The following is a 20,574-nucleotide window of genomic DNA, read 5'->3' as shown; positions in this document are numbered from 1 at the left end:
CCGCAATTGCGGGGCTTTTTCTTTGGCAGAGGCGTGCCGCCTGGCTTACTGCTGTGCGACGTTGGCGTCTTGCTTGACACCTTCCACCTGAATCTTCAGCTTGGTTTCCATGTTGAAACCGTAGGCCTTGCCGTAGTCGACACCGAAGTCATCGCGCTTGAACTTCATCTCGGCGTCCGCGCCACAGACTTCACGCTTGAGCATCGGATGCTGCATGCACTTGAACGCGTCGATCTCCAGCTTGGCCGGCTTGGTCACGCCGTGCAGCGTCAACTGGCCCTCGGCCTCGGTCGGCACGTCGCCCTTGAACTTCGTGAAGTTGCCCTTGAACGTGGCGGTCGGGTACTTGGCCACGTCGAAAATCTCGGCGCTCTTGGCGTGCTCGTTCATCTTGGCGTGACCGAAGTCGATGCTGTCGGTCTGCACGGTCACATCGATGCTGCCGGTCTTGGCGGCGCGATCCAGCGTCACGGTGCCGCTGGACTTTTCAAACTTGCCGCGCCACTTCGACAGGCCACCCATGTGGTCGGCTTCAAAGCTCGGGTAAGTGTGGTTCGGATCGAGCTGGTACGTGACCGGTGCAGCGAAAGCGGCAGTGGCAGCAATGGCCGACAGTGCGGCAACGAGGGTACGCAATTTCATGAGAACTCCTGCGGATAAAAGCGGCACACGAGGGCCGAAAAAACGTTGAGTTAGGACTACCGATTACTTCTTGGCGATGACGACGCGGAACTTGATCGTCACGTCGTCCGAGACGACCGACGTGTCTTTCCATTCACCGTCACCCACCTTGAATGCGTTGCGCTTGACCGGCAAAGCGCCTTCAAAGACCTGATTGGCGCCTTCCTGCTTGAACGTGACAGGTGCAGTCACATCCTGCGTAATGCCCTTGATGGTCAGCTTGCCGACCACGTCGACCTTGCCGCCCGCGCCGGGCTTGAACGCCGACGAGACGAACGTTGCCCTCGGATACTTGGCCGTGTCGAACCAGTCCTTCTTCTTCAGTTCGTCGTTGTATTCCTTGCTGCCAACGTCGACGCTGGTGACATCGATGTCCACCTTGGCAGTCGATGCAGCCACGTTGGCCAGGTTGTAATTGACGACGGCGTCGAACTTGCCGAACTTGATGTCCATCGGCACGCCGAGCTGCTTGCCGGTGGCGGTGACGCTGCTCTTGGCGGCGTCCACCTGGGCGATGGCCGATACCGATACGGCAGCGATCGACAGCGCGCCAGCGGCAACCAGGGCAATGGCGCGGGGGCGCACAAAACGTTTCATCATCAGACTCCTTCGGTCAGGCCGGTCGTGCCGGCAGTCTTGGTCAGGATGGACAGGCAGAAGCACCGGCACACACCGTGCACCGGCGCGTTTGGAAATCAGCGGAGGAAAGGCACCATGCGGCGCAGCGTGCCGTCACGATCGACGACGTGGTGCTTGAGCGCTGCCAGGATGTGCACCACGACGATGGCCGCCATGGTCCAGTTGAGCCATTCGTGCGCCATGCTGAAGACGTCTTTCAGCGCGTCGCTCTTGTCGAACGGCATCGGCAGTTCCCATAGGCCAAGGTAGACGACCTTGACGCCGGCCGCGACGCTCAGCAAATAGCCGCTCAGCGGCACCGCCAGAATCAGCAGATACAGCCCGACGTGTGCGGCTTCCGCGGCGGCGTGCTGCCACTTCGGCATACCCGGCACGGGCGCCGGCGCCGGATGCGTCAGGCGCCACAGCACACGCAGCACGGCAAAGATCAGCACCGTGATGCCAATCCACTTGTGATACAAGAACAGTTTCAGCTTGGTCGGCGTAAAGCCTGGGATATCGGTCATGTACAGACCAAGCCCGAAGGCCGCGAAGATCAGCAGCGCGACGATCCAGTGCATCGCAATCGCAGGCTTGGCATAGGCGCCGTGGTCAGCGGCGCGCGCATGGCGAGATTCGAGTGGGCGGCTTGTGACATCGGTTCCCTCGGTATGTTGTAGCGCTCGGTAGGCGGCGCCTGTGGGTAAGACCACGACGCCAAACGATTGTGCATTATTTGCGCGATCCGACCTGCCAAGGCAAGCTGAAGTTCACCAAGCGATTCAAATTTTTTGATTGACTAGGCATGCTCATATCAGCGGCGCGTAGAACGGTTCTACAGCGCACACCAAGCAAAACGGCCCGCCCTCGGATTCGAGAACGGGCCGTTCTTCAGACGGCACCACCAAATTTTTGCAACAATCAGGCGATACGGCGCGCCAGTTCTTCAGCCTTGCCGATGTAGCTGCCGGGCGTCATGTCGAGCAGCAGCTTGCGGGCGTCTTCGGGAATCGCCAGCGTGCCGATGAACTCACGCAGCGCCTCGCGCGAAATGCCCTTGCCGCGCGTCAGTTCTTTGAGCTGCTCGTACGGATTGGCAATGCCATAGCGGCGCATCACGGTCTGGACCGGCTCGGCCAGCACTTCCCAGCAGTTGTCCAAGTCTTCGGCCAGGCGGGCCGGGTTGGTTTCGAGCTTGCCCAGGCCGCGCAAGCAGGCGTCGTACGCCAGCAGGCTGTAGCCGAACGCCACGCCGATGTTGCGCAGCACGGTCGAATCCGTCAGGTCACGCTGCCAGCGCGACACGGGCAGCTTTTCCGACAGATGGCGCAGCACCGCGTTGGCCAAGCCGACGTTGCCTTCGGAATTTTCAAAGTCGATCGGGTTGACCTTGTGCGGCATGGTCGACGAGCCGATCTCGCCGGCCTTGGTCTTCTGCTTGAAGTAGCCCTGCGAGATGTAGCCCCAGACGTCGCGGTCCAGATCCAGGATGATCGTGTTGGCGCGCGCCACGGCGTCGAACAGCTCCGCCATGTAGTCGTGCGGCTCGATCTGGATGGTGTACGGGTTGAACGTCAGGCCCAGGCGCGTCTCGATCACGTTCTTCGAGAAGGCCTCCCAGTCCAGCGACGGATACGCCGACAGGTGCGCGTTGTAGTTACCCACCGCGCCGTTCATCTTGCCCAGCAGTTCAACCGCTTCGATGCGGCGGATGGCGCGGTCCAGGCGGGCGGCCACGTTGGCCATTTCCTTGCCTAGCGTCGTCGGGCTGGCCGGCTGGCCGTGCGTGCGCGAAAGCATCGGCACGTCGGCGTTGGCATGGGCCAGCTCCACCAGGCGCGCCTGAACGCGGCGCAGCGTCGGCACGATGACCGTGTCGCGCGCGCCCTTGAGCATCATCCCGTGCGAGGTGTTGTTGATGTCTTCCGACGTGCAGGCGAAGTGAATGAATTCGCTGGCGGCTTCCAGCTCGGCGTTGCCCTTCACGCGCTCCTTCATCCAGTATTCGACGGCCTTCACGTCGTGGTTGGTGACGGCTTCGATCTCTTTGATGCGGGCGGCGTCTGCCTCGGCAAAGTTCTCGACCAGCGCCAGCAGTGCGCCTTCGGCGGCGGCCGAGAAACGCGGGATCTCCGCCAGCCCGGCCTGCGACAGCGCGATCAGCCAATGCACCTCCACCTTCACGCGATTGCGCATGAAAGCGGCTTCCGACAGCCACTCGCGCAGCGGATCGGCCTTGGCAGCGTAGCGGCCATCGATGGGAGACAGAGCGGTCAGGGCAGAAAGCGACGACATGGCAGGCGGGGAAAAATGTGAAGGGAATCTCAATCCGGACAACCCGGACGCAGCGTTGCGCGTTGAACCAAGGTGCATACGCGCACCCAGGCGAGCCCGCGATTTTACCACCCGGCACCTGTCTTTCACGGCCAATCCGGCCTAAAGCAAGCCTCCGTTTGGTTGAGTCGGGTTCAGGCGCCGCGCAGCGCACTCGGGAAAGTGCGCGGCTATACTTCCGCCTCCAACATGACATGCCTATGAAACTGATCGGATCGCACGCCAGCCCGTACACCCGCAAGGTGCGCGTGGTCCTGGCTGAAAAGAAAATCGACTACCAGTTCGTGCTGGAAGACGTGTGGAGCGCAGGTACGCAGATCCACCAGTTCAACCCGCTGGGCAAGGTGCCCTGCCTGGTAATGGACGACGGCGGCGCCCTGTTCGACTCGCGCGTCATTGCGGAATACGCCGACACGCTGTCGCCGGTGGCGCGCCTCATTCCGCCATCGAGCCGGGAGCGCGTGGAAGTGCGCTGCTGGGAAGCGCTGGCTGACGGCCTGCTCGACGCCGCGCTCATGCTGCGCATTGAACACACGCAGCGCACACCGGAGCAGCGCAGCGAAACGTGGCTCGCGCGCCAGACCCACAAGATCGACCAAGCGCTGCAAGCCATGTCGCAAGGCCTGGCCGACAAGACCTGGTGCAACGGCAACCACCTCACGCTGGCGGACATTGCCGTCGGCTGCGCGCTTGCCTATCTGGATTTCCGCCAGCCGCAGATCGACTGGCGCGAACGTCACGCGAACCTCGCCACGTTCTACGCGCGCATTGAGAAGCGGCCGAGTTTCATGGAAACCCAGCCGCAGTAATCCAGGGCAATTGGGGAGCGTTACACGGCCACCGGATCAAACCGTTCGGCCTGGGCCATCGGCCAGTAGCGCTCATACAGTTGGTAACGGTACCGCCCGGCCAGCAGATCGCCGGGTTCCAGGTACTTGAGCAGCGTCGAGAGCAACTGCACCTCGTTACCTGACACGCGCCGCACGATGTGGTGCGCGCGGAAATCCGCCGGATGCTGCAGGCCCGCCGCCTGTGTCAGCTCCAGCAGCGCATGCAGCGTGTGCGCGTGATATTGATGCACGCGCTCGGCCTTGTCCGGCACCACCAGCGCCTTCTGACGAGACGGGTCCTGTGTCGCCACGCCGGTCGGGCAGCGGTCGGTGTGGCACTTCTGCGCCTGGATGCAGCCCAGCGCAAACATGAAGCCACGCGCAGCGTTGCACCAGTCGGCACCCATGGCCAGCGTGCGAGCGACGTCGAACGCCGTGACGATCTTGCCCGACGCGCCAATCTTGATCTTGTCGCGCAGGTTGGTCCCGACCAGCGTGTTGTGCACCAGCAGCAGCCCTTCCTGCAGCGGCGTGCCGACGTGGTCGGTAAATTCCAGCGGCGCGGCGCCCGTGCCGCCTTCCGCGCCGTCAACGACGATAAAGTCCGGGAGGATGCCGGACTCGAGCATCGCCTTCACGATGCCAAAGAACTCCCACGGATGCCCGATGCACAGCTTGAAGCCGGTCGGCTTGCCGCCCGACAGCGTACGCAGCCGGTCTACAAACTGCAGCAAACCCAGCGGCGAATTGAACTCCGAATGCGAGGCCGGCGAGATGCAATCCTTGCCGATCTGGATGCCGCGCGTGGCGGCAATCTCGGGCGTCACCTTGGCCGCAGGCAAGACGCCACCGTGCCCCGGCTTGGCACCCTGCGACAACTTCACCTCGATCATCTTCACCTGCGGGCTGCGCGCCTGTTCGGCAAAGCGGTCCGGATCAAAGCGGCCATTGGCATCGCGGCAGCCGAAGTAGCCTGAGGCGATTTCCCAGATCAGGTCACCACCCTCTTCGCGGTGGTACGGCGAGATCGAACCCTCGCCCGTGTCATGGATGAAGTTGCCGAGCTTGGCACCGCGGTTGAGTGCGCGAATGGCATTGCCCGACAGCGCCCCGAAGCTCATCGCCGAGATGTTGAACACAGACATCGAATACGGCTTGGCGCGCCCCTCGCCCACCATCACGCGAAAGTCCGAGGAGGCAATGCGCGACGGTGCCAGCGAGTGGCCGATCCATTCGTGCCCGGCCACCTTCACATCGACTTCGGTACCGAACGGACGGCTGTCGACTTCGCCCTTGGCGCGCTGATAAACGATGCTGCGCTGGGCACGCGAAAACGGCTTTTCGTCGGTGTCGTCTTCAACGAAATACTGGCGGATTTCCGGACGAATGAACTCGAACAGGAAGCGAAAATGGCCCCAGAGCGGGTAGTTGCGCAACACCGAGTGGCGCGTCTGCGTGATGTCGTGCACGCCGAGGATGACGAACATGCCCGGAATGACCGCGCACACCCAATGCAGGCGCCCCGCTACCGCAAACCCGGCGGTGACGGCAAACAACAGCACAACGCCCGCAAAGGCCCAGTAACGACGTGGCAGCATGACCAACCCTGTTTGAAGACAAATCAGGGCGCAAGCTTAAACGAGTGCAGCAGCAGCCGCAGCGGACACAACGCAGTGTTGCAAAAACTGCTTAGGCGACTGCCTTTTCGACGATAGCGGGCTCAGCGGCAGAAATAATGCCGCCGCCCAGGCAGATCTCACCGTCGTACAGCACAGCGGATTGACCCGGCGTAACCGCCCACTGCGCCTCCGGAAAAGTCAGCGTGAGCGCGCCGTCGGCCGCGCGTGCGACCGTGCAAGGCGCATCCGCCTGGCGATAACGCGTCTTGGCGCCAAGGTGCGTGCCTTCGGCGGGTGCCTGGCCGGCAACCCAGCTCAGATCCTCGGCGTGCACGGTATGGGCCAGCAGCCATGGGTGATCGTGACCCTGCACCACGTACAACGTGTTGGCCGTCATGTCCTTGCGCGCCACGTACCAGGCATCGCCGTTACCGTCGCGGCTGCCGCCAATGCCGATGCCCTTGCGTTGCCCCAGCGTGTAGAACGCCAGACCGATATGCTCGCCGATGGTCTTGCCGTCCGGCGTCTTGATCGGGCCGGGCTTGGTCGGGAGGTAGCGGTTCAGGAAATCGCGAAACGGCCGCTCGCCGATAAAGCAGATGCCGGTGGAATCCTTCTTCTTGGCGTTGGGCAGACCGATCTCGGCGGCGATTTCCCGCACCTTCGTCTTCGGCATCTCGCCGAGCGGGAACAGCGTGCGCGAGAGCTGCGCCTGGTTCAGCCGGTGCAGGAAGTAGCTCTGGTCTTTCGTGTGGTCGAAGGCCTTAAGCAGTTCGAATCGGCCATCGACCTCGCGCACGCGGGCGTAGTGCCCGGTCGCGATCGTGTCGGCGCCGAGCGCCATCGCGTGGTCGAGGAAGGCCTTGAATTTGATCTCGGCGTTGCACAGCACGTCGGGATTGGGCGTGCGGCCGGCGGAGTATTCGCGCAGGAAATCCGCAAATACGCGGTCTTTGTACTCGGCGGCAAAGTTGACAGCTTCCACGTCGACGCCGATCAGATCGGCCACCGAGACCACGTCGATCCAGTCCTGCCGGGTCGAGCAGTATTCGCTGTCGTCATCGTCTTCCCAGTTCTTCATGAACAGGCCGACGACGTCGTAGCCCTGCTGTTTGAGCAGCCACGCGGTGACGGACGAATCCACGCCGCCCGACATCCCGACGACGATGCGCTTCTTGCTCATGGCTGCACTCCCAGCCCGTACACGCTGGCGTGCGTGTGGATGACGTCGAGCGGATAGCGCTTGCCGGCCAGGTAGTCTTCCACGCAGGCGAGCAGCAGCGGGCTGCGATGGCGCTCCTGGCTGGCGCGGATTTCATCGGCCGTCATCCACACGGTGCGAACGATGCCGTCGTCCAGCGTGCGGCGCGGGTCTTGCGGCCCCAGCTCGCCGGTAAACGCCATCCGCACATAGGTGACCGGATCCCCTTGCGGCGGCTGGAACTGCGCCATGTAGCAGCCGAGAAAGGCAGTCGGTACAAAGCTGTGCGCGGTTTCTTCCAGCGCCTCGCGCGCGACGGCGTCGACCAGGCTTTCGTCCGGGTCGAGATGGCCGGCGGGCTGGTTCAGGCGCAAGCCGACATCGGTGTGCTCCTCCACCAGCAGAAAGCGCCCGTCCTGTTCAATGACGGCGGCAACGGTAACGCTGGGTTTCCAGCGGACGGCTTGGTTCATGGCAAAAAGGCAACAAAAACAAGGCGTTATTGTAGCCCTGCAAGGCAACATCCGCTTGTGATCGCGACCGCTTCACAAATAGCGCATCCACCGATGGCGCCCGGTGGAGCGCTGTCTTGCAAACCAGCGTGTCGGCCAATACAGCAACGCGATCGTGACTGGCCACGCCGCCCACAGTTGCCATACCGCGTTGAAGCCGAAGCGCTCGCCATGGTTTGCGCCCAACGCCTGTAACGCCGCCAGATACGCGACGTGCAGCGCATACAAATGCAGCAGATAGAAGAACATCGGCGCGGCGCCCAGCGTCTGGAGCATGTCGGCTGCGCGTGCGGGCAGGCGGTCCAGCCACGCCAGCGCGCACAGCCCCAAGCCCAGCGTCATCAGCAGAAAATCGAGCGACGGCGGGTATTTGGTGAGATTGACGAACGACACGGCGGTGGTCAGCGCATCAGGATCGAGCACCCACGGTTGCGGCTCGCCATAGCCATTGAGCATGCGCAGCACCGCCAAACCGGTCAGGCTTGCAGCGCCGAGCCGCCAGCACAACGCACGGCGGGCCCCGGGCGAACGCCGCGCGTACGCCGGCGCAAAGGCATAACCCAGACCGATCACGCCGATCCACGCAAGCACCGGATACGACGTGCGCAGCCGCAGCCCATCGGCCAACACAATCCAGTCACGCTGATGCAGCACCGCCCACAGTGCATGCCACGATGAATCCGGCGCCACCTGCGCATCCGTGAGCAGGTTATGCCCCGCCACGATCATCAGCGAGACCGCCAGCAGACCGCCACGCGGCAGCCAGATCAGCCCCGCCAGCGCGATCATCGATAACCCGATCGCCCAGATGACTTGCAGATAGACCGTTGTGGGCGGAACCGTGAACGTCCAGGCAAAGTTCACGACGATCAGTTCCAGAGCCACGAGAAACAGCCCGCGCTTGAAGAGATGTGCCGACACTCCGCGCCGATCCCCGCCCTGCTTTTGCCCGGACATCCATGCCGACATGCCCGCCAAAAACACGAACACCGGCGCGCAGGGGTGGCTTGCGAAGCGCGTGAGCGCCAGTGCCGTCGGCGTAACGGCCAGATTGACAGGATCGGCCACCTGCGCGTGCAGGAAGAAGAACTCCCGCAGATGGTCGACCACCATCAGCATCATGACCAGGCCGCGCAACGCATCCACTGCGGCAAGCCGCGAAGAAGTGGGCGCCATCGTCAGAATTTGTATTTGGCGGCCAGCGTGATTTGCCGCTCTGCACCGGGGGCCACCCACAGCTCGTTGTACGAACTGGCGTAATAGCGCTTGTCGAACAGGTTGTCGATCGTGAGCGAGAGACGCAGCGCGCGCGTCGGCTGCACATAGCCATGCAGGCGCACGGTGGTGTAGGCGGGAAGCTTGAAGCCGTTGTTGACGCTGTTGCCGGCGCGCTCACCTACGTAGACCACGCCGCCACCCGCGCCGGCCCTGCCCAACGCGCCCGCGCCAAACTCATACAGGCCCAGCACGCTGGCGCTATGACGCGGAATGTTTGACAGCGGCGCGCCCGAGGGCAGCACCGTATCGGCGGTGACATGGGCATCGGTATAGGCATACGTGGCCAGCATCTTGACGTTCTTCGTCACCTGCCCCGACACATCGAGCTCGACACCGCGGCTTCGCACCGCACCCGCCGTGCGCTGAAATGTCGGATCGCGCGGATCGCCCGTCAGTACATTCGTCTTGTCGATCGAGTACAGCGCCAGCGTGCCGCCGAGCCGGCCGTCGGGGGTTTCCAGCTTGGCGCCCACTTCGTGGCCGCGCCCCCGCTCCGGCGCGAACGCGTTGCCCTGCGCGCCCACTCCCGTGTTGGGCCGGAACGACCGCGATGTATTGGCATACAGCGACAGCGTCTGCACGGGCTGATACACGATGCCGATGCGCGGGCTATAGGCCGTCTGCTGCTGCGCCACGCGCGCGCCTGTCAGGCGGTTGTCGGCGTGCTGCAGGAAGCGGTCCATGCGCACGCCGGCCAGCAGCTTCCATTGCGGGGACAGCATCACCTGGTCCTGCACGAAGGCGCCATAACCGCGCTGGGACTCGCGCGTGCTGATGCTCAGCCGCACATTCGGCCGCGGCTGGCCATAGACGGGGTCGAAAATATCGATGGCATACGGCGCGCCGGCGCTCGGGTTGGCGCGATACAGCACCGGGTCGTAGCGGAAGTTGTAGAAATCCGCACCCGCGACGAGCGTATGTTTGACCGCTCCGGTATGCACATCGCCCTGCACGTCGACACGGCCGGCGAGGTCATTGGCGTGGTAGTCGCGTTCACGGGCCTGGCGCCACAGGGTGCGGCCGTCCGCCTGCAGGCTCGCGGCGTCCGACGACTTGCCGAACAATTGCGATGATCGATACTGCAACCCGCCATTGAGTTTCCAACCTCTGTTCAATTGGTGCTCGACGGTCAACTGATGGCTTTGCGTGCGCACAGTCGTATCGCCGTCGCCCGGCTCACCGAGAAAGCGCGAAGGCGGCAACGCGCCCAGCTGCTTGTTAATGGCGACGATGCCCCGGTCGAACGGCGTGTTCAGCTGCGCCGCTTCAAACGCATAGGTGACCACGGTGTCGTCCGTCGCCAACCACGTGAGCGACGGCGCGACGACGTATCGCCGAGTCGACGAGAAATCGCGAAAGCTCTGGTTGCTTTCCGCCGCCACACCCAGTCGATAGGCAAGGCGCTCGGACAGCGGGCCGGTCATCTCTGTCGCGAGCCGGTATCGATCCGGGTTGCCCACCGCCAGCGTCACCTCGCGCGACGGTTTGAACTGCGGCGTACGCGTGACGATGTTCACGATGCCACCGGGGTCGCTGCGCCCATACAGCGCCGCCGATGGCCCCTTGAGCACATCGATGCGCCCAATGTTGATGGCGTCCACCGGCACGCTGTTGGCGCGATTGGCCGAAAAGCCATTGACGAGGTAATCCGCGCCCGTGTTGAGGTCGCCCGCAAAGCCGCGAATGGCGAAGTTGTCGGCCATGCCGCCCAGATTGTTCTGCCGACTGATCCCGCTGACCCAGTCAAGCGCAGTGTCCAAACGTGTTGCGCCAAAGTCATCGAGCGCGCCGCGCGTCACGACGCCCACCGCCTGCGGCACGTCTTTGAGCGGCGTGTCGGTCAGCGTGGCGGAACTCGCCCGCCGCACACGCAAACGTTCGTCGCCCGCCGAGCCCCTGACAATGGATTCATCCAGCGCAAACGTTGGTGCCGGCTCGGCGTTGCATATATTTGATGCGCTGCACAAAACCGCTCCAAGAAGGCTCCATCTGGTTTGCGAGGGGATGGACCGTCGTCTACGCTGCATGGCAATAATTGGCACATGGAAAACAGCCACGCTAACGTAATTGCAATTCAGTTGCAATAAAAGGAGAGCCCCGCGCGACATTCCGGCGCGTGTCGCTAAGCCAATGCTCATGTTCGAGCAGCGTTTCAGGAGCGGTCCGCCTGCCAAAAAGTTCGGGTAAGCTCCACATCGTTCAACAAAAACCGACCCAGCGCGCCATTCCGCACGCGCGGGCACCATGACGAGGAGAACACGATGCACATCGGCATCCCGCAGGAGACGCGGGCGGACGAGACGCGCGTTGCCGCGACCCCGGAAACGGTGAAAAAGTACGTGGCGCTTGGCCATCAGGTGACGGTGCAATCGGGTGCCGGTGTCGCCGCTGCCCAGCCAGACGACGCATATGTCGCGGCCGGAGCCAAAATCGGCACCGCGGCCGAGGCGCTGGGCGCGCAGATCGTGCTGAAGGTGCGCTCGCCGGAAGCGGCCGAACTGGCGCAGATGCAGCCGGGCGCCGTGCTGGTCGGCATGCTCAATCCGTTCGATGACGAGAACACGGCCCGCCTCGCCGCCGCCAACGTCACCGCGTTCGCACTGGAAGCGGCGCCGCGCACCACGCGCGCGCAGAGCATGGACGTGCTCTCCTCCCAGGCCAACATCGCCGGGTATAAGGCGGTGATGGTCGCTGCCAACCATTACCAGCGCTTCATGCCGATGCTGATGACCGCAGCCGGCACCGTGAAAGCCGCGCGCGTGCTGATCCTCGGCGCTGGTGTGGCCGGCCTGCAGGCCATCGCCACGGCCAAGCGCCTGGGTGCCGTCATTGAGGCATCCGACGTGCGGCCGGCGGTGAAAGAGCAGATCGAATCGCTGGGCGCCAAGTTCCTGGACGTGCCGTTCCTGACGGACGAAGAGCGCGAAATCGCCCAGGGCGTCGGCGGCTATGCCCGCCCGATGCCGCCCGACTGGATGCGCCGCCAGGCGGAACTGGTGCACACGCGCGCAACCCAGGCCGACATCGTCATCACGACGGCGCTGATCCCGGGCCGCCGCGCGCCGACGCTGTTGTCGGAAGCCACCGTGCAGGCCATGAAGCCCGGCTCGGTCGTCGTCGATCTGGCGGCTGCGCAAGGCGGCAACTGCCCACTGACCGAAGCCGACCGCGTGGTCGTCAAACACGGCGTCACGCTGGTGGGCTACACCAACCTCGCGTCGATGGTGGCGGCCGACGCCTCTGCCCTCTACGCCCGTAACGTGCTCGATTTCCTCAAGCTGATCATCGACAAGGATGGCGGCCTGAACATCAACCGCGAAGACGACATCGTGGCCGCCTGCCTGCTCAGCCAGGCCGGCCAGGTGGTGCGCGCTCCCGCAGCCACGAGCGCCGCCAAATAAGAACGGAGACGGCGGCCTGCCGGGCGTCACGGCCCGGCGCGGTCGCCAGTGGCGATTTCATTTCTGTTTCAAGGAAGCTTCATGCAACGCAACATGCTTCGCGCCAAGCTGCACCGCGCGACGGTCACCCAGGCCGATCTGGACTACGAAGGTTCGTGCGGCATCGACGAGGACCTCCTCGACGCCGCCGACATGCGCGAATACGAAAAGATCGAGCTGTACAACGTCAACAACGGCGAGCGTTTCTCCACCTACATCATCAAGGGCAAGCGCGGCTCGGGCGAAATCTCGCTCAACGGTGCCGCAGCGCGCCGGGCGCACGTAGGTGATCTGCTGATCATCTGCACCTATGCCCCGATGAACGAAGAAGAAGTCGCCAGCTACAAGCCCAAGGTCGTGCTGCTGGGCGAGGGCAACAAGATCAAGGCCATCAAGGAAACCTGACGCGCCGGGCGGCCGGGCCTGAACGGTCTGGCCGCTTCGCACATCGACCAAGAAGCGAGGAGGAGCACTCATGGAGCTGGTCAATCACACGGTGATCAACCTGATCATCTTCGTGCTGGCGATCTACGTCGGCTACCACGTGGTGTGGACGGTCACGCCGGCGCTGCATACGCCGCTGATGGCCGTGACGAACGCCATCTCGGCCATCATCATCGTCGGCGCCATGCTGGCGGCCGGCCTCACGCAAACGGGCCTGGGCCGCACCATGGGTGTGGTGGCGGTGGCATTGGCAGCGGTGAATGTGTTTGGCGGCTTCCTGGTCACCCAGCGCATGCTGGAAATGTTCAAGAAGAAAGAGCCGAAGGCCAAGGCCGGTCACAGCGAGGGAGCCAAGCAATGAGCATGAACCTCGTCACCCTGCTGTATCTGCTGGCTTCGGTCTGCTTCATCCAGGCGCTCAAGGGGCTTTCGCATCCGACCACGGCGCGGCGCGGCAACGCGTTCGGCATGACGGGCATGGCGATCGCCGCCGTCACGACCGTCGCGCTCATCTACAAGCTCAAGGCCGAGATGTTTGCGGGCACCGAGAGCGGCGCCTCCACGGGTTTCATCCTGATCTTCGCGGGCCTGGTGGTCGGCGGCGGTATCGGCGCCTATGTGGCGCGCACGGTCGAGATGACCAAGATGCCGGAGCTGGTGGCCGCCATGCACTCGCTGATCGGTCTGGCTGCAGTGTGTATTGCCGTTGCTGCGGTGGCCGAACCGTCGGCCTTCGGCATCACCGTGGCGGGCGACAACGTGCTGCCGCTGGGCAACCGCGTGGAGCTGTTCATCGGCACCTTCGTCGGTGCGATCACGTTCTCGGGCTCGGTCATCGCCTTCGGCAAGCTGTCGGGCAAATACAAGTTCCGCCTGTTCCAGGGCGCGCCGGTGCAGTTTGCCGGCCAGCACATGCTGAACCTGCTGCTGGCGGTGGCCATGCTCGGCTTCGGCATCCTGTTCTTCCTGAGCCAGAGCTGGCTGCCGTTCATCATCATGACGGCCATCGCGTTTGTGCTGGGCGTGCTGATCATCATCCCGATCGGCGGCGCCGACATGCCTGTGGTGGTGTCGATGCTGAACTCGTACTCGGGCTGGGCGGCGGCCGGCATCGGCTTTTCGCTCAACAACCCGATGCTAATCATCGCCGGCTCGCTGGTGGGCTCGTCCGGCGCCATCCTCTCGTACATCATGTGCAAGGCGATGAACCGGTCATTCTTCAACGTGATCCTGGGCGGCTTTGGTTCCGAAGCGTCCGCTGGAGCGGCAGCGGGTGGCGGCGGGCAGCAGCGCCCGGTCAAATCGGGTTCGCCCGATGATGCGGCGTTCCTCATGGGCAACGCCGAGACGGTCATCATCGTCCCCGGCTACGGTCTGGCGGTGGCGCGCGCACAGCACGCCCTGAAGGAGCTGACCGAAAAGCTGTCGGACAAGGGCGTGACCGTCAAATACGCGATCCACCCCGTCGCCGGCCGCATGCCGGGCCACATGAACGTGCTGCTGGCCGAAGCGGAAGTGCCTTACGACCAGGTCTTCGAAATGGAAGACATCAACGGCGAGTTCGGCCAGGCCGACGTGGTGCTGGTGCTGGGCGCCAACGACGTGGTCAACCCGGCGGCCAAGAACGATCCGAAGTCGCCCATTGCCGGCATGCCGATCCTGGAGGCCTACAAGGCCAAGACCATCATCGTGAACAAACGCTCGATGAACGCCGGCTATGCCGGGCTGGACAACGAGCTGTTCTATATGGACAAGACGATGATGGTGTTTGGCGACGCCAAGAAGGTCGTCGAGGACATGGTGAAATCCGTCGAGTAAAGCGGCGCACTGGCGGCCCCACTGACGGCCCCACTGATGGCCGTCAACGGTCCGTCAGGTCAGACGGGTTCCGCTTGCTCCCGGCGGCGGCAGACAGTAACGTAGTGGAAACGGGCAGCGCTGGCCACACCGGCCGTGCGCTGCACCCAGCCCTCTTCCGACTCTTCCCGACGTATGCAACAGGACAGCGCTCTGCCGGTCTATTTCCACCCGACCCTGACGGTGGTGGTCGACGACAGCCAATCGTTCGTGGAAAGCCTCGGGTTCCAGATGGACCCATCGCGTGCGCTGTTGGCCTTCAATGACCCGGAAGAGGCGCTGGCGTGGCTGCGCCAGTGGCATTCGCTGCGCATGCCGGGCTTTCTGCCGGTGCGCGTCACCCACGACGATCTGACGTTCTCGACCGAGCGCCGCACGATCCAGCTCGACGTCGACCGCGTCTACCGCCAGATCCACGAGGTCAACCGCTTCCTGCAGCCCTCCGTCATCGTGGTGGATTACTCGATGCCGCGCATGAACGGGCTGGAATTCTGCGCCAAGCTGAAAGACCTGCCGTGCATGACGATCCTGCTCACCGGCATGGCCGACGAGAACATCGCCGTGCAGGGTTTCAACGACGGCCTGATCGACCGTTACATCAAGAAAGACAATCCGGCGATGGCCGAGCGGCTCAGCTCGGAAATCGAAGCGCTGCAGGTGCGCTACTTCAGCAACCTGTCGAGCACACTGCGCGATCTGCTGTCGCGCCACTCCTTCAGTTTTCTGTCGGACCCGGCGATCACACGGCTCGTGCGTGAGCTGTCCGCGCGCTACCGCTTCATCGAGTACTACCTGTATCCGCACCCCGCCGGCGTGCTGCTGCTCACCGCTGATGGTCGGGCGACGCTCATGGTCATCGAGACCAACGCGAGCATGCTCACGCACCTGGAAAACGCCGAGGCCTACAACGCGCCCGACGCGCTGCTCAAGGGGCTGCACGACAAGCAGATCGTCCCGTTCTTCTGGCCTGGCGACGGCATGTACACCCCGGCCTGTGTGGAGTGGGAACAATATTGCCTGCCCGCCGAGGTATGCCAGGGCCGCGAGCCGTACTACTACGCACTGTTCGACATGCCGAGCCACCTGCTGCCGGCGCAGGTCTACAGCTATACCCAGTTTCTCACCAACTACAAGCAGGATCCGGACGCGCTCACCGGCCGCAAATCACGCTGAGGTGGTGTTTCCGCTTTGCTCTGCACTGCGGGTTTCCGCATTGTGTGGGTCACATTGGGCAAGTACAATCGATTGCGTCATCCGGCAGCCACGACGTCAGAGCGTGGCCCGGCTGAATCGCCCTGATGCGTGCGTGGCATAGCTGCGGCATCATGGCGAACGCGGGTGCCGGCACGCAACATTCGATACGGCGCCTGGAGTTCATTACTGTGCGGGATTCTCCTTGAGAGACGATTTGGGATGCAGCAGCGGGCCGCGCGTTCAAGCAGCGCGCGTTGCGGATGTCAGGGGAGTGCATCGTTCCAATCTGGTCATGGTTCACGGTTGCACGATTCCCGTTGCCACGCTGTTGATCGGCGAGCAGTACAGGTAAGGGTGCCGCAGTAGGGATACTGAAGGCGCCGGCTGCAGTCGGTCATCTTCCCCGATCTTTTCGGAGCGGGTTTGGGCGAGAGACGCCCGGGCTGGCGCGTATTGCGCACGGCCAGCGGACGGCTTCAAGCACGCTTTCACGACTGATGCGGCGGCATGCCCGGCAGTGTCGGCGGGGCGCGCCGTGTTCGCGGTGCCCGGATTCGCAGTGCGACTCCGAGTACGCGGTTGTTGGAGTGAGCGTCCCGCTTGGCAGACGTTTTCCCTGAAGTCTCCGGCAAATTCGCACCGTGTACTCACCCAACCAAATCGATCCCGCGGTCAGCTTCCGCAACTCACAGGGTCAGCAGGTCCGCGGCACCATCATCACGCTGCAGCGGCGTGCCCTGGTGATGGAGATCTACAACCCCTATTCGATCGTGCAGGTGAGCGAGGTGCTGTCCGAGCTCGCCATCAAGATGGGGACCCGGCAGGCCTATCTCGGCAAGGCGGTGGTGATCAGCCTGGTGAACACGGGCCTGACCGCCGTCGTCTCGCTCACGCTGATCGACGAATGGCGCGAGCTGTCGGAAGTGGCCGACACGCCTGCTTCGGTGGGCGAAGAAGCGCGAACGTTCGTGCAGGAATGGCAGGAGCGTTTCCGCATCCATCGCGACTATCAGATCGTCGTCAACGAGATGCGTGCGTTCCTGGCCGAAGTGTCGCGCTGGGTGGAACAGGTGGATCTGTCGAAGACATTGCCGCGCGAAGACAACAAGCTGCGCATGGATGTCTTCCAGGAGCTGGCCGAGCCGATCATGCTCAAGCTCAAGGGCTACATGGACGGCCTGGAATCGGAAGCCGGCAAGGTCGAGGCGGAGCTTGCACCCGCGCATCGCACGTTCGCGCAAGCGGCGCTGCATCCGCTGCTGTTGCGCGCGCCGTTCATCTATCGCACGTACACCAAGCCGCTCGGCTACGCAGGCGATTATGAGATGGTCAACCAGATCCTCTCCGACCCGCGCGAAGGGCCAAACACGTACTTCCAGATCGTCAACGCCGCCTTCCTGCGCACCGACGTGGCCGAGGCGCACCGTAACCGCATCGACATTCTTGTGCAGTATCTGAGCGACCTGGCTGCACAGGCGAAGGCGGCAGGCCGGACCTTCAAGGTGCTGAACGTGGGCTGCGGGCCGGCGGTGGAAATCCAGCGCTTCATTCAGCAGCATCCCGAACCGTCGCTGCTGTCGTTTGAGCTGGTGGACTTCAGCGAAGAGACGCTCAACTACACCCGCGAGCAGATGCGCCGTGCCATGGACCGCGCGCGCAAGACCGTTACCGTCGATTTCGTGCATGAATCGGTGCATCAACTGCTCAAGCGGCGCATCACGGCCGACAGCCCGCAAGCCGGCGATTGCGATGCCGTGTACTGCGCCGGCCTGTTCGACTATCTGTCCAACAAGGTCTGCCAGCGCCTGCTCTCCTACTTTGCTGCGCGTACGCGCCAAGGCGGCGCCATTCTTGCGACCAACGTGCACGGCAACAACCCGATGCGCTTCGTGATGGAACACGTGCTCGAGTGGTACCTCGTCTATCGCGATGAACCCCTGATGGCCGAGCTGCTGCCTGAGGGCTCGCACGACGTGCGCGTCTATACCGACGTGACCGGCGTCAACGTATTCGCCCAGGCCAGCGTGGCCGGGCCCGCCACACCCGCCGCTTAATCCGCAGCCCAGGAACACGCATGGAGCCCATTACACATCGCGGATACCAGGCCGAGCTCAAGCAGTTCCGGCTCGTCTTCAGCCGCATGGCGGCCATTACCGGCATCGTGCTGGTGCTGGCCGGTGTCGGGCTGGACTACGGCATGTATGTGGACAAGCTCTGGCTGTTCGCGTCGCTGCGCGTCATCACGTCGCTCATCATGTTCGGCGCCCTGCTGGTGCTGTACACGCGCTGGGGCGAAGAACACGTGCAGAGCCTCACGTTCTTCTGGCTGATCTGCCCGCAGATCATGATCTCGTGGATGATCTACGACACCGAGGGCGCCAGTTCACCGTATTACTCTGGGCTGAACCTTGCGATCTACGCGGTGGGCATGGTGATGCCGATCGGCTTTCTGCAGGCCGTGCTGTTCGGCACCTGCACATACATCTTCTGGGTGATCGCATGCACGCTGCACCCGGGCGGGATCCAGTCGCGCGAAATCTTCATCGTGCATTCGCTGTTCATCCTGTTCTCGATTGCGACGAGCACGCTGTACACGTACTTCAACGAGCGTGGACGCTTCCAGCTCTTCCGGCTCAAGGAAGAGGTGGCCCAGAAGAACGAGCAGCTGGCGCAGACCAACCAGAATCTCACCGATATCAAGGGCCAGCTTCTGCAGCAGGAAAAGATGGCCGCTATCGGCACACTGTCTGCCGGACTGCTGCATGAGATCAACAACCCGGTCAACTTCTGCCTGATGGCCATCGCCGTGGCGCAGGAAGACCCGATCGCCAAGGGCAGCCCGATGCTGCTCGAATGCCTGGCCGATGCCAAGGAAGGCATGCAGCGCGTGCAGCACATCGTGTCAGACCTGAAGACCTTCGCCTACCGCAGCCCCGAGAAGGGCGAGGCCGATGCGCCATTCCTGGTGGAGAAGGCCATCGACTCGGCCGTCCGGCTGACGAGCCACGAGTTGCGCGGCGTGGCGCTCGAACGCAAGCTGCCGCCGGATACGCTGGTGCGCGGCGACGAGGCGGCCATCATCGGCGTGCTGATCAACCTGCTGTCGAACGCCGCGCTTGCCATGCAAAAGGTGCAGCGCGAGAACCCACGCATCGAAATTACCGGCGAGTGGATCGACAACCGCCTGCATGTGGTGGTGACCGACAACGGCCCCGGCATCTCGGAGAAGAACCTGTCGCGCGTGTTCGAGCCGTTCTTCACCACGCGCGATGTCGGCAAGGGCCTGGGACTGGGGCTGTCGATCAGCTACAGCGTGATCCAGCGCCACGGCGGCACCCTGGCGGTGACGAGCAAGGAAGGCGAATGGGCGCGCTTCACGTTTGATCTGCCGCGCTCGGAGTAGACGCATCATGGACACCACGCCGGACACCGTCACCATCCTCTACGTCGACGACGAAGCGCAGGCCTGCAAATGGTTTGCACGCACGATCGGCGCCGGCTATGAGGTGCTGACAGCCAACAGCGTCGAAGAGGCCAAGGCCGTGCTGCGCGATTCCCACGAGCGCATCAGCGTGGTGTTGACCGACTTCCGCATGCCGGGCGGCGACGGCACCGAACTGCTGCGCTTCATCGACGCGGAATACGGCGACATTGCCACCATCCTCGTCACCGCATATGCCGACAAGGACCTGCTGATTCAGGCCGTGAACACCGGACGCGTGTTCAAGATCCTGGAGAAGCCCTATCAGCCCGAAGACGTGCGTCGCTCGCTGCAGGAGGCGCTGGCCCTGCGCCAGGATCGCCTCTTGCGTACCCAGCGCCTCATGGCAATCGACGAAACGCTGGCTTTTCTTGCGCATGAGCTGAACACGCCGCTGGCCGCCATCTCGAACTTTGCGCGCGGCATCCGCATGCGCGTGGATCAGACGGAGCCCACGCCCGGCGCCCTTCCAGAAATTGGCCGCGCCGCCGACCGCGTGCAGGACAACGCGCGCTACTGCCTCTCGGTCATCGCCACGTTCCTGAATTCCGTGCGCAATACCTACGGCAAGCCCGGCACGGCAGCCACGCCCAACAGTGCGGGTGGCTTGATCCGCGCATTGTTCGACACGTACCCATTCACGAACGCGCAGCGCGAATGGGTGTCGTACCGCGTGGAAGACGATTTTCCGATCCAGACGCTGCCCAACTGCGTGATGCTGGTGCTCTCGTCGCTCACGAGCAATGCGTTGCAGGCACTGCGGCAGACCGATGCGCCGAAGCTCGAAATCATCGCCAGCCGCGCTCCGGATGCGGGCAACGCCCAGCACATGATCCGCATCGAAGACAACGGCCCAGGCATCGCGCCGGACGTTCTTGCGCGGCTGACCATCGACCCCGTGACCACGCGCGCCGAAGAAGGCGGCAACGGCATGGGCATGATTTTTTGTACGCGGATCATGCAATCGTTCGGGGGAGCGATTGCGATTGATTCTGCACCCAGCGCAGGCACGCGCGTGACTCTGACGTTCCCATGACAAGACCATCAACACTACGAACCACGCCGCACGTGATCCGCGCGTTCGC

18 protein-coding genes are annotated in these 20,574 nt (G+C 63.5%); 9 read left to right on the top strand and 9 right to left on the bottom strand.

Features of this window, described 5'->3' with window-relative positions:
• Positions 1–45: 45 nt before the first annotated feature.
• The 4 genes from FUT88_RS14045 to purB all read right to left on the bottom strand — a co-directional run bounded on the left by FUT88_RS14045 (position 46) and on the right by purB (position 3,594).
• Positions 46–642 carry a YceI family protein gene (locus FUT88_RS14045; protein ID WP_147215983.1) on the bottom strand — a complete coding sequence of 199 codons (597 nt, stop codon included), beginning with the start codon at positions 640–642 and terminating at the stop codon, positions 46–48.
• 63 nt (positions 643–705) lie between these two features.
• A complete protein-coding gene (locus tag FUT88_RS14040; RefSeq protein WP_147215981.1) occupies positions 706–1,278 on the bottom strand; it encodes a YceI family protein in 573 nt (190 codons plus the stop codon).
• A gap of 98 nt (positions 1,279–1,376) precedes the next feature.
• Positions 1,377–1,880, bottom strand: coding sequence for a cytochrome b (locus FUT88_RS14035; protein ID WP_147215979.1), 504 nt, complete (start codon positions 1,878–1,880; stop codon positions 1,377–1,379).
• Positions 1,881–2,220: 340 nt separating this feature from the next.
• Complete coding sequence (purB, locus tag FUT88_RS14030) at positions 2,221–3,594, bottom strand: adenylosuccinate lyase (protein ID WP_147215977.1); 1,374 nt, start codon at positions 3,592–3,594, stop codon at positions 2,221–2,223.
• 239 nt (positions 3,595–3,833) lie between these two features.
• On the opposite strand from purB, the gene FUT88_RS14025 reads away from it, so the two are divergent.
• On the top strand, positions 3,834–4,442 hold the full coding sequence (locus FUT88_RS14025; protein WP_024979069.1) for a glutathione S-transferase: 609 nt from the start codon (positions 3,834–3,836) through the stop codon (positions 4,440–4,442).
• A gap of 20 nt (positions 4,443–4,462) precedes the next feature.
• Here the strand turns inward: FUT88_RS14025 and FUT88_RS14020 are convergent, their stop codons facing one another.
• The 5 genes from FUT88_RS14020 to FUT88_RS14000 form a co-directional block, all read right to left on the bottom strand.
• Positions 4,463–6,061: an FMN-binding glutamate synthase family protein gene (locus FUT88_RS14020; protein WP_147215975.1), complete on the bottom strand. Its 1,599-nt coding sequence runs from the start codon at positions 6,059–6,061 to the stop codon at positions 4,463–4,465.
• 91 nt (positions 6,062–6,152) lie between these two features.
• The gene (mnmA, locus tag FUT88_RS14015) at positions 6,153–7,265 is read right to left on the bottom strand and encodes a tRNA 2-thiouridine(34) synthase MnmA (protein ID WP_147215973.1); all 1,113 of its coding nucleotides are present in this window, start codon (positions 7,263–7,265) and stop codon (positions 6,153–6,155) included.
• A complete protein-coding gene (locus FUT88_RS14010) occupies positions 7,262–7,756 on the bottom strand; it encodes an NUDIX hydrolase (RefSeq protein WP_147215971.1) in 495 nt (164 codons plus the stop codon). The genes mnmA and FUT88_RS14010 overlap by 4 nt, the downstream gene beginning before the upstream one ends.
• Before the next feature lie 72 nt (positions 7,757–7,828).
• Positions 7,829–8,971 carry a DUF1624 domain-containing protein gene (locus tag FUT88_RS14005; protein ID WP_147215969.1) on the bottom strand — a complete coding sequence of 381 codons (1,143 nt, stop codon included), beginning with the start codon at positions 8,969–8,971 and terminating at the stop codon, positions 7,829–7,831.
• A 2-nt stretch (positions 8,972–8,973) separates the two neighbouring features.
• Complete coding sequence (locus FUT88_RS14000; RefSeq protein ID WP_147215967.1) at positions 8,974–11,100, bottom strand: TonB-dependent siderophore receptor; 2,127 nt, start codon at positions 11,098–11,100, stop codon at positions 8,974–8,976.
• Positions 11,101–11,334: 234 nt separating this feature from the next.
• Here FUT88_RS14000 and FUT88_RS13995 point away from each other — a divergent pair, with 234 nt between their 5' ends.
• The 8 genes from FUT88_RS13995 (at position 11,335) to phcR (ending at position 20,525) form a co-directional block, all read left to right on the top strand.
• Complete coding sequence (locus FUT88_RS13995) at positions 11,335–12,474, top strand: Re/Si-specific NAD(P)(+) transhydrogenase subunit alpha (RefSeq protein ID WP_147215965.1); 1,140 nt, start codon at positions 11,335–11,337, stop codon at positions 12,472–12,474.
• A gap of 81 nt (positions 12,475–12,555) precedes the next feature.
• A complete protein-coding gene (gene panD, locus FUT88_RS13990; RefSeq protein ID WP_009241493.1) occupies positions 12,556–12,918 on the top strand; it encodes an aspartate 1-decarboxylase in 363 nt (120 codons plus the stop codon).
• A gap of 70 nt (positions 12,919–12,988) precedes the next feature.
• The gene (locus FUT88_RS13985) at positions 12,989–13,318 is read left to right on the top strand and encodes an NAD(P) transhydrogenase subunit alpha (protein ID WP_147215963.1); all 330 of its coding nucleotides are present in this window, start codon (positions 12,989–12,991) and stop codon (positions 13,316–13,318) included.
• Positions 13,315–14,775, top strand: coding sequence for an NAD(P)(+) transhydrogenase (Re/Si-specific) subunit beta (locus tag FUT88_RS13980; protein WP_147215962.1), 1,461 nt, complete (start codon positions 13,315–13,317; stop codon positions 14,773–14,775). The genes FUT88_RS13985 and FUT88_RS13980 overlap by 4 nt, the downstream gene beginning before the upstream one ends.
• 174 nt (positions 14,776–14,949) lie before the next feature.
• Positions 14,950–15,987 (top strand): two-component system response regulator, encoded by a 1,038-nt coding sequence (locus FUT88_RS13975; protein WP_147215960.1) that lies wholly within the window; start codon positions 14,950–14,952, stop codon positions 15,985–15,987.
• A 662-nt stretch (positions 15,988–16,649) separates the two neighbouring features.
• Entirely contained in the window at positions 16,650–18,062 is a 1,413-nt protein-coding gene (gene phcB, locus FUT88_RS13970; protein WP_147215958.1) for a class I SAM-dependent methyltransferase PhcB, read from the top strand.
• 20 nt (positions 18,063–18,082) lie between these two features.
• Positions 18,083–19,411 (top strand): sensor histidine kinase, encoded by a 1,329-nt coding sequence (locus FUT88_RS13965; RefSeq protein WP_147215956.1) that lies wholly within the window; start codon positions 18,083–18,085, stop codon positions 19,409–19,411.
• Positions 19,412–19,418: 7 nt separating this feature from the next.
• A complete protein-coding gene (gene phcR / locus FUT88_RS13960) occupies positions 19,419–20,525 on the top strand; it encodes a two-component system hybrid sensor histidine kinase/response regulator PhcR (protein ID WP_147215954.1) in 1,107 nt (368 codons plus the stop codon).
• Positions 20,526–20,574: the final 49 nt, after the last annotated feature.

Source organism: Ralstonia sp. TCR112 (assembly GCF_007997035.1).
Taxonomy (GTDB): Bacteria; Pseudomonadota; Gammaproteobacteria; order Burkholderiales; family Burkholderiaceae; genus Ralstonia; species Ralstonia edaphi.
The sequence above is the reverse complement of the archived record's forward strand: the minus strand, read 5'-3'. Positions and strand labels throughout refer to the sequence as shown.